Origin of the sequence: Kamptonema sp. UHCC 0994 (genome assembly GCF_029167235.1) — a bacterium.
GTDB lineage: Bacteria > Cyanobacteriota > Cyanobacteriia > Cyanobacteriales > Microcoleaceae > Kamptonema.
Genome location: NZ_JARFTR010000281.1, coordinates 1 through 8494, shown reverse-complemented (window position 1 = coordinate 8494; position 8494 = coordinate 1). Strand labels below are relative to the sequence as shown.

General features: G+C 41.8%; 9 protein-coding genes. 7 read left to right on the top strand and 2 right to left on the bottom strand.

Annotated elements, in window-relative coordinates; all coding sequences use genetic code 11:
* Positions 1–214 precede the first annotated feature (214 nt).
* The 6 genes from PY364_RS24970 (at position 215) to PY364_RS24945 (ending at position 4778) form a co-directional block, all read left to right on the top strand.
* Positions 215–2050: an AAA family ATPase gene (locus PY364_RS24970; RefSeq protein ID WP_275570404.1), complete on the top strand. Its 1836-nt coding sequence runs from the start codon at positions 215–217 to the stop codon at positions 2048–2050.
* Positions 2051–2123: 73 nt separating this feature from the next.
* The gene (locus PY364_RS24965) at positions 2124–2858 is read left to right on the top strand and encodes a GvpL/GvpF family gas vesicle protein (RefSeq protein ID WP_275570403.1); all 735 of its coding nucleotides are present in this window, start codon (positions 2124–2126) and stop codon (positions 2856–2858) included.
* 15 nt (positions 2859–2873) lie between these two features.
* A complete protein-coding gene (locus PY364_RS24960) occupies positions 2874–3116 on the top strand; it encodes a gas vesicle protein GvpG (protein ID WP_275570402.1) in 243 nt (80 codons plus the stop codon).
* 213 nt (positions 3117–3329) lie between these two features.
* On the top strand, positions 3330–3530 hold the full coding sequence (locus tag PY364_RS24955) for a hypothetical protein (protein ID WP_275570401.1): 201 nt from the start codon (positions 3330–3332) through the stop codon (positions 3528–3530).
* A gap of 347 nt (positions 3531–3877) precedes the next feature.
* On the top strand, positions 3878–4078 hold the full coding sequence (locus tag PY364_RS24950; RefSeq protein WP_275570405.1) for a hypothetical protein: 201 nt from the start codon (positions 3878–3880) through the stop codon (positions 4076–4078).
* Positions 4079–4265: 187 nt separating this feature from the next.
* Positions 4266–4778: a phosphoribosyltransferase family protein gene (locus tag PY364_RS24945; RefSeq protein WP_275570400.1), complete on the top strand. Its 513-nt coding sequence runs from the start codon at positions 4266–4268 to the stop codon at positions 4776–4778.
* A gap of 92 nt (positions 4779–4870) precedes the next feature.
* Here the strand turns inward: PY364_RS24945 and PY364_RS24940 are convergent, their stop codons facing one another.
* A complete protein-coding gene (locus PY364_RS24940; protein WP_275570399.1) occupies positions 4871–5380 on the bottom strand; it encodes a DUF4351 domain-containing protein in 510 nt (169 codons plus the stop codon).
* 183 nt (positions 5381–5563) lie between these two features.
* Positions 5564–6754: a 1-deoxy-D-xylulose-5-phosphate reductoisomerase gene (dxr, locus tag PY364_RS24935; protein ID WP_275570398.1), complete on the bottom strand. Its 1191-nt coding sequence runs from the start codon at positions 6752–6754 to the stop codon at positions 5564–5566.
* A gap of 99 nt (positions 6755–6853) precedes the next feature.
* Between dxr and PY364_RS24930 the strand changes: the two genes are divergently transcribed.
* Positions 6854–8479, top strand: a complete 1626-nt coding sequence (locus PY364_RS24930; protein ID WP_275570397.1) for a DUF2079 domain-containing protein — start codon at positions 6854–6856, stop codon at positions 8477–8479.
* Positions 8480–8494: the final 15 nt, after the last annotated feature.

The window sequence follows — 8494 nt, the reverse complement described above, 5'->3', positions numbered from 1 at the left end:
GGTAAGAATACCGCCAGGATGGCGGCGTTACAATCGTGCGTAAGTCCTGACAGACCAAATCTAACCTTGGGGGTTTAGGTCTTTTTTAGCGGGTAAGAGATAAGTCCGATAAAATTGCCTAAAAAATTATTAGTTAGATAGACTGCGATCGCCACAAAATACTAACCAACTCTGACAGAAATGCTAGTATGAAGCTACGCTAGCTGAGGATGCCATGAACGATTTATTCAAAGGTTTCGATCAGTTGCTAGAACTAGCAAAAACCCTGGAAGAAAAAATACAAAGCGGAGAGCTCAAAGCGGACGTACAAGTTAACACCCGTCCCCTAAGTAGCATTCCCCGCCAAGGTAACATCCCCCGTTCTGGAACTCCCAAAACGGATATCGGTACTACCCGCATCCGTACCCAACCTACCTCTACTGAAACCACAGGGCCAGAACCAAGCGTCACTCCACCTACACAAATCCCTTCTCTACAAGATGTAGGCGGACTTAATAAAGTCCTAAAAGAACTTAAAGAATTAGTTGCGATTCCCCTCAAACGGCCAGAATTATTGGCAAAACTTGGCTTAGAACCAACAAAAGGGGTGCTATTAGTGGGGCCGCCAGGAACAGGAAAAACCCTCACCGCCCGTGCTCTAGCTGATGAATTGGGGGTGAATTATATCGCCCTCGCAGGCCCAGAAGTAATGAGTAAATATTACGGTGAAGCTGAGCAAAAATTGCGGGCAATATTTGAAAAAGCAGCGAAAAATGCTCCTTGTTTGGTATTTATTGATGAAATTGATAGCCTTGCACCCGATCGCAGTAAAGTAGAAGGGGAAGTAGAAAAGCGCCTCGTTGCTCAACTATTAAGTTTAATGGATGGTTTTGCTCAAACAAAAGGTGTAATTTTGCTGGCGGCGACGAATCGCCCCGACCATCTTGACCCCGCTTTGCGCCGTCCGGGTCGCTTCGATCGCGAAGTCCATTTTCCAGTACCAGACTGTCAGGGAAGATTGGAAATTTTGCAAATTTTGACGCGATCGCAACCCCTAGATGAGACAGTAAACTTAAGCGCGATCGCCGATCTAGCAGTAGGATTTGTAGGCGCAGACTTAAAAGCAGTTTGTCAAAAAGCCGCCTATAGCGCCCTGCGTCGCCATATTCCTGAATTAGAAGCAGTAATTCCCGACACCATGAGTGTCACTCACTCCGACTTTTTGCAGGCCCTTAAAGAAATCAAACCCGCCGTATTGCGAAGCGTTGAAATAGAATCCCCAAATGTCCCTTGGGAAGAAATTGGCGGACTAGAAAGCATCAAGCAAACTCTGCGGGAATCAGTGGAAGGTGCACTATTACATCCAGAACTTTACCGCCAAACCAAAGCGATCGCACCGCGAGGAATTTTACTCTGGGGGCCACCAGGAACCGGCAAAACCTTACTCGCAAAAGCAGTCGCCTCCCAAGCCAGGGCAAATTTTATCTGCGTCAACGGGCCAGAATTACTCAGTCGTTGGATAGGCGCATCGGAACAAGCCGTGCGAGAATTATTTACTAAAGCCCGTCAAGCCTCTCCCTGCGTCGTATTTATCGATGAAATCGACAGTTTAGCCCCCGCGCGGGGTCGTCATAGTGGGGATTCCGGCGTAAGCGATCGCGTAGTGGGACAATTATTAACAGAATTAGATGGTCTGCATAATAGCGCAAATGTCCTGCTGATTGGCGCTACTAACCGCCCGGAAATTATCGACCCCGCCTTACTCAGATCCGGTCGTTTAGATTTACAATTAAAGGTAGACTTACCAAATCTAGAAAACCGTTTAGCAATTTTAGAAATACACAATCAAGACAGACCTTTAGATCGAGTAGATTTGGGATATTGGGCAACTTTAACAGAAGGTTGGAACGGTGCAGATTTAGCACTTTTTAGCAATCAAGCCGCAGTTGAAGCCATCCGCTGCTACCGCGCCCAAAGTTTACCAGATGCGAGTGCTATTCAAATTACTACGATTCATTTTAGCACAGCTTATGAGCGGCTAGCAGAACAGCGGCAAAGTGTTAAATCTTAACAGTTAACAGTTAACAGTTAACAGTTAACCGTTAACCGTTAATTAAATATAGCTACTTATTTTGGCAAACTTTATGGATTGTGGCTTTTACCTTTACGGAATTTTCCCTACTCCTGGCCCTTGCAATTTAAACTTAAAAGGACTAGATCAACAACCAGTTTACAGCCAAACTTTGGACGGTTTTACCTTCTTATATTCCCAAGCGACACAAGAAAAATACCTAGCTTCGCGCCGCCACTTACTAAGTCACGAAAAAGTTTTAGAAGAAGCAATGTCCGCAGGTTTCCGCACACTGCTACCTCTACGTTTTGGGATGGTAATAAAAACTTGGGAGGCGGTGACAGAACAACTAACAATACCTTATCGAATTCAACTAAAAGAATTATTTGAGAAATTAACAGGATTGCAGGAAGTTAGTGTTAAAGTATTTTGGGAGACTACCGTTGAATTGCAAGCATTGATGGAATCAAATCCCAGCTTAAAAGAAAAACGGGATTCCTTGGAAGGTCAAGCGCTGAGTATGGATCAAATCATCCAAATTGGTCAAATGATTGAGGCTGCTTTAGAACGTCGGAAGGAAACAGTAGTTCAGGCATTTCGCAGCGAGTTAAATTCTTTGGCTGTGGAAGTAATAGAAAGTGCTATGCTTAGGGAAGGAATGATTTATAATGCGGCTTTTTTGATTCCTTGGGAAAGCGAACCTAAGTTTGGTGAAACCGTCGAAGAGATAGACTTAAAATTTGGCGATAGATTGCGAATTCGCTATAACAATTTTACTGCACCTTATACCTTTGCTCAACTTAGTTAAAATGGAGAAAAACTTATGCTTTTTGATTTATTAACTCTTCCCCTATTAGGCCCCATTAATGGCATAATGTGGATTGGCGAACAAATTCAAGAACGGGTTGATTCTGAACTTGATGAGACTGAAAATTTAGGCAAACAATTATTAGCTTTACAGCTAGCTTTCGATTTAGGAGAAGTTTCCGAAGAAGACTTTGAAGAACAGGAGGAAGCACTGTTAATCAAAATTCAAGCAATGGAAGATATGGCGAATGAGGAATAAGCCTCTAAAAGGGGATACTCCTAAATTGTCTACCCGTAAACCAAAGAAATTTAGTGTGACCAGTATCACAAAAAATTAAAAGATTTGTCACTGGATCGTGCAGACTTAACTCACAAATTCAATTGAGGACTATCACATATCTTGAAGCAGTTGAGTCACTAGGGTTAGTTGGAAAATGCGAGATATTAGACTTGTCGAGTTCTAATCAAGACTATGCAAGCTCAAATTCTGCCACCTGACCGCGCGATCGCCGAACTGTTCTATCACGTCTGTCAATCCGGGAAACTAACTCGCACTGACCGCTACGGATTAATGTCTGCACTTTTAGAATGTGCTCTCAGCGAAGACGATCGAGGTGCGATCGACCGCCTCATTCACGCAACTCGCCGAGGTTGGGTGACGATTTTAGATTAATTTCCTAGGTAGCAAAATAGAGTTAATTATTTCTTATCTCTATCATTTTCCTACCTTATCAATGGCTGTAAATAATTGGCTCAATTAACTATGTCGGAAAAAATTATCTTTCAATCACCCCAACCCGTTTGCTCCCAGCAACCGGGTTTTTTAATCTTCATTTGTTTAGCTGTGAAAATCCTATGTAGTCTTAAGCAAAACAGCGAGCCTTTGATATCGATCACAAACTTATATTGATATAAATCACTAGCTCAGCCATAAATTATCACTTTGGTAGAGGCGTTCAATCACATTAATTGGTATAGAAACCAGTCAAACTATAAAAAGTGAGTTCAACGAAAAATCTAATGATGGCTCAAGCTCTTTTACCTCAATTTACTATTGCCGAGCTAGTTTTTCAGGTGTATCACTCTGGTCTCTTGACTCTGACTCACCGACAACAGCTTAGAAATGCAATCCTAGAACAGGCTCTCACGGAAGAAGATCAAACTGCCATCAACCGGCTGCTCCACGCCGTTCGCCGGGGTTGGCTGAAAGTAGTTGATTAAATTTAGCAACAAATATAGTCTCTGCTTACCAAGATCGAGCCAACAATCGAAACTAACACAATCATAAATTTTATTGACTCCGCATCGCGAGCGGTAAGAGGCAGACTCTAAGGTTTTTATTTAGAAGTCTGCCTCATTAGTCCATATATGCTTAAAATATATCTCTACCTTCTGAATAGCACTGGGAATGAGCGATCTTTACGTTTCTTGGTCAGAGTACCACGAGAAAATTGAGTGCCTAGCAGCAAAAATTTATCAATCTCAATGGGAATTTAATCAAATTATCTGCCTTGCTAGGGGTGGAATGCGGATTGGTGATATTTTATCGCGGATTTACAATTTACCCCTGGCAATTTTAGCCACCTCATCTTACGGTGGCCCTGGGGGTCAAGTGCGCGGAAGTATCAAATTTTCACGCGATTTAACTATGACCACCGATAATTTAGGCAGTCGTGTTTTGTTAGTTGATGATTTAGTAGATTCTGGTGTTAGTTTAGAGCAAAGTATTATTTGGCTAAACACTCACTATGGTTCGGAGATTGAAGAAATCCGCAGTGCTGTCCTCTGGTACAAAGCTTGTTCAGTAGCGAAGCCTAATTATTATGTGGATTATTTAGCCGATAATCCCTGGATTCATCAACCTTTTGAACGCTATGAGGAGATGAGTCCTGCTGATTTAGCAGCAGCTTTTGTCGGGTAGTTATTGTACTTTTGCTATCTAATTTTGCAACTAATTTATGTTGGCTTAAATTGAGATGTGAGCCAACATAAATTACAATAATTCTCAGTAACTTAATTTGTGTGGTTATTCAACCAATCGGATAAATCTGCTGTACCTGTGAAATCCAACAGTGCTTCGGCAAGCGATTCTAAGTGTTCTAGGGAAAGCTGCCTAATCTTCTCTTGTGCTTGGGAGTCAACAGCACCAATACGGCGTGTTAGCTGTCGCAGAATCAGTGTAAGTGTAGCTTCCCGGCTCCCTTCCTCCTTGCCTTCTTCTTTTGCCAGTCGTTCAAAGCTAGTAACATATCGCATCCGATTTTCCTCCTGATAAAGCTTGAATTCTTCTCTGAAATCCCGCTCTAATCCTTCAGGCAATCGCATTACCCAATCGATAAAGCGTAGTAATCCTATGACATCTTCTCTAGTATAGCCTCGTTCAAACAATCTCCTAGCTAAAGTCATTTTCCATACAGACTCATAACTATTAGGTCGCCAGTTTCGTTGTTCATCTCCTAAAATAGCGATGCTGGCAACTCTTCGGTCATATTTGTTAAACAAACGACTATTATAAACATACATCCGTTTCGCAAAATTGCTCTAAAATTTCTTTCCAAGGACTGTCGTATTCTGCTTGGGTATTTGTCATAAGCTGTTTGGCATTTAAAGGAGGATTGTAGGGTGGGCGCTCGCCGACTAACATCTATAGCCATAAGTTACAAACTTTTTTTTGCGAGCACAAACCCTACTAATTATCACTAGGAATTATCGCAGAAATACAATACTTTCTCCTAACTCTTTAGTCCCTGTTAAAGCTTCTTGTCTTGCCCATTTATCGGCAGAAATGATATCATCTAAAGATGGATTGTTACAGTTATCAGCTTGATGCTTTTCGCACGTCCGCTCAATCAATTTTGGAATATCCAAAAATTCAATTTTTTCATCTAAAAACAGCGCTACTGCTTCCTCATTTGCCGCATTTAATACCGCAGGCATTGAACCACCAGCACGTCCAGCCGCATAAGCTAACTGCATACAAGGATATTTTTGATGGTCAGGTTCTCGGAAGGTTAAATCTCCAGATTTTACTAAATTTAGGGGTTCCCAATCTGTATAAATCCGTTCAGGCCAAGATAAGGCATAAAGCAAAGGCAAACGCATATCCGGCCAGCCTAATTGTGCTAAAACAGAGGTATCTTGCAGCTCAATTAAAGAGTGAATAATGCTCTGAGGATGGATGACAATATCAATGCCATCGTAATCCATACCAAACAGGTAGTGAGCCTCAATTACTTCTAACCCTTTATTCATCAAGGTAGCAGAATCAACTGTGATTTTCCGCCCCATTGACCAATTCGGATGTTTCAAAGCATCGGCAACTTTTACTTCTGATAATTTCTCAACTGGCCAATCTCGAAATGCACCGCCAGAAGCGGTTAGGATAATCCGCCGTAAACCGCCTTTAGGCACGCCTTGAAGACATTGAAAAATGGCGGAATGTTCTGAATCCGCAGGTAATAATTTCACCCCATGTTTGGCGATTAAGGGGTTGACAACGGGGCCGCCAGCGATTAAAGTTTCTTTATTAGCAAGAGCAATGTCTTTACCGGCTTCAATGGCTGCAATTGTAGGTAACAAACCGGCACAACCGACAATGCCAGTAACGACAGCTTGGGCATCGCCATATTTGGCAACTTCTACTATTCCGGTCTCGCCAGCAAGTAAAATGGGTTGTGGATCTAAGTCTGCGATCGCCTCTTTCAATTCTGGCAACTTATCCACATCAGAGATGGCGACAATTTCTGGCCGAAACTGCCTAATTTGCTTCGCCAGCAGCGTCACATTTCGCCCAGCGGCCAAACCCACAATCCGAAATTGATCGGGGTACTGTGCCACAATATCTAAAGTCTGAGTGCCAATAGAGCCGGTAGAGCCGAGAAGGGTAATCGCTTTCACAATTTTTTAATGATTGGTGGGTCATACCAATATTACGATCGCAGGGAGTTAAATTAGCACTCGCCGACTCTTGCCTAGTTGCACGTTCGAGTGAATGATATGTTGAGTGGTCAGCTAGTGCAAGCCTTCATGCAAAACCCCCCTGAAAATCTTGGAACCTCAAGCGAGGACAGCAGCAGCAAGTCAGAGAAAATAGAGGTAAGTCATCTTCTCCCCCCGCCGGCTGCGGTTTGGGCGATCGCATCCTCTGTGCTAATTTTGTTTTTGTGTAGTAGCTTGCGGCACGCCCTATTTCAATCAACAGGCTTTGATTTAGGAATTTACGACCAAGTTGTATACTTAATTAGCCAAGGTTTGCCCCCCATTTCCTCATTTTTGGGGTTTCATCATCTTGGTAATCATGCAGCTTGGGATATCTATCCTCTAGCTTTATTGTACAAGATTTATCCAACAGTTTACTGGTTATTATTAGTACAAGCAATTGCCTTAACTTTAGGTGTTTTACCAATTTGGATTTTATCACGTTTAGCAGGTTTAAAGGAAAATCAGGCGATTGCAATGTCAGCGGCTTATCTCCTTTATCCAGTAATTTTCAACACCAATTTATTTGATTTTCACCCAGAAGTAATGGCTTTACCCGCTATTTTGGGCGCAATTTTAGCCGCAAAACTCAATAAGCCACTGTGGTTTTGTGCAGCTATTCTCTGGGTTTTGGGCGGCAAAGCTGTCTTATCCCTAACTGTAATAGCAATGGGTTTTTGGCTACTGCTATTCGAGAAGCGGCGTTTGTGTGGCAGTATTGCCCTGATTATAGGTGTAGCGTGGTTTTTGATTGCTACTCAGCAACTTATTCCCTATTATAGTGGCAGCGAAGCCGCAGGAGTTTGGCGCTATACTTATTTAGGTAACTCAGTAAGAGAAATTATTCTCAATTTGTTACTGAAACCACAGTTGATTTTAGGTAAAATCTTTTCTCTTGATACAATTAAATATTTGTTTCTGCTAATTTTACCCCTGATTTGGTTACTGCTTCCCTTTCCTGATAAAAAGTTAGGTTGGAGATATCTAACACCCTTAGTTTGCACAGTACCTACCTTAGCCGTAAATATTCTATCAGATGTACCATTTCAGCGCAGCATGGCTTATCATTATTCATTACCTGTAATTCCCTTTTTATTATTAGCAGCCATCGCTAAGGAAGAAATAAGCAAGCAAAAATTCACAACAGATGCAACCAATAGTTTATTGGTTAATAATAACGATAATCTAGCCGTGAAGTCAGCCAGACAAAACCAAAAATTAGAAATAAATCTCCTTAAGTTACGACTTCCTATTCCCCAGTTAGAATTTCCGAAAACAATCATTATTTGGTCATTAATAATTTTCTTAGTTATCGGCGAATCTAAGGATTTCTTATTATATCTAACAAGGCTTGATACTTGGCAAGCTTCCCGACAAGCCGTCGCCCAAGTGCAACCCCAAGGTAGCGTTTTAACTGATAATAGACTCGCCCCTCATTTCACCCATCGCCCAGTAGTAAAGTTGCTATCACAAATTTCACAAAATGCAGATTTAGCTGAATTTAAGTATGTAGTCTTGAATTTGCGCCATCCTTGGCCAGATACTAAAGATATTGGTGCTAGTTTGACAACTCAACTTAAAAATTCTCCTAATTTTAAGTTAAGCTATCAGCGAGATGATGTTTTTGTATTTACAAAAAATTAGTTACGTAACGCCGCC

Excerpts from the sequence above, each read along its gene's own strand:
- PY364_RS24970 (WP_275570404.1), top strand. The coding sequence starts at position 215 with ATGAACGATTTATTCAAAGGTTTCGATCAGTTGCTAGAACTAGCAAAA.
- PY364_RS24965 (WP_275570403.1), top strand. The coding sequence starts at position 2,124 with ATGGATTGTGGCTTTTACCTTTACGGAATTTTCCCTACTCCTGGCCCT.
- PY364_RS24960 (WP_275570402.1), top strand. The coding sequence starts at position 2,874 with ATGCTTTTTGATTTATTAACTCTTCCCCTATTAGGCCCCATTAATGGC.
- PY364_RS24955 (WP_275570401.1), top strand. The coding sequence starts at position 3,330 with ATGCAAGCTCAAATTCTGCCACCTGACCGCGCGATCGCCGAACTGTTC.
- PY364_RS24950 (WP_275570405.1), top strand. The coding sequence starts at position 3,878 with ATGATGGCTCAAGCTCTTTTACCTCAATTTACTATTGCCGAGCTAGTT.
- PY364_RS24945 (WP_275570400.1), top strand. The coding sequence starts at position 4,266 with ATGAGCGATCTTTACGTTTCTTGGTCAGAGTACCACGAGAAAATTGAG.
- PY364_RS24940 (WP_275570399.1), bottom strand. The coding sequence starts at position 5,380 with ATGTATGTTTATAATAGTCGTTTGTTTAACAAATATGACCGAAGAGTT.
- PY364_RS24930 (WP_275570397.1), top strand. The coding sequence starts at position 6,854 with ATGTTGAGTGGTCAGCTAGTGCAAGCCTTCATGCAAAACCCCCCTGAA.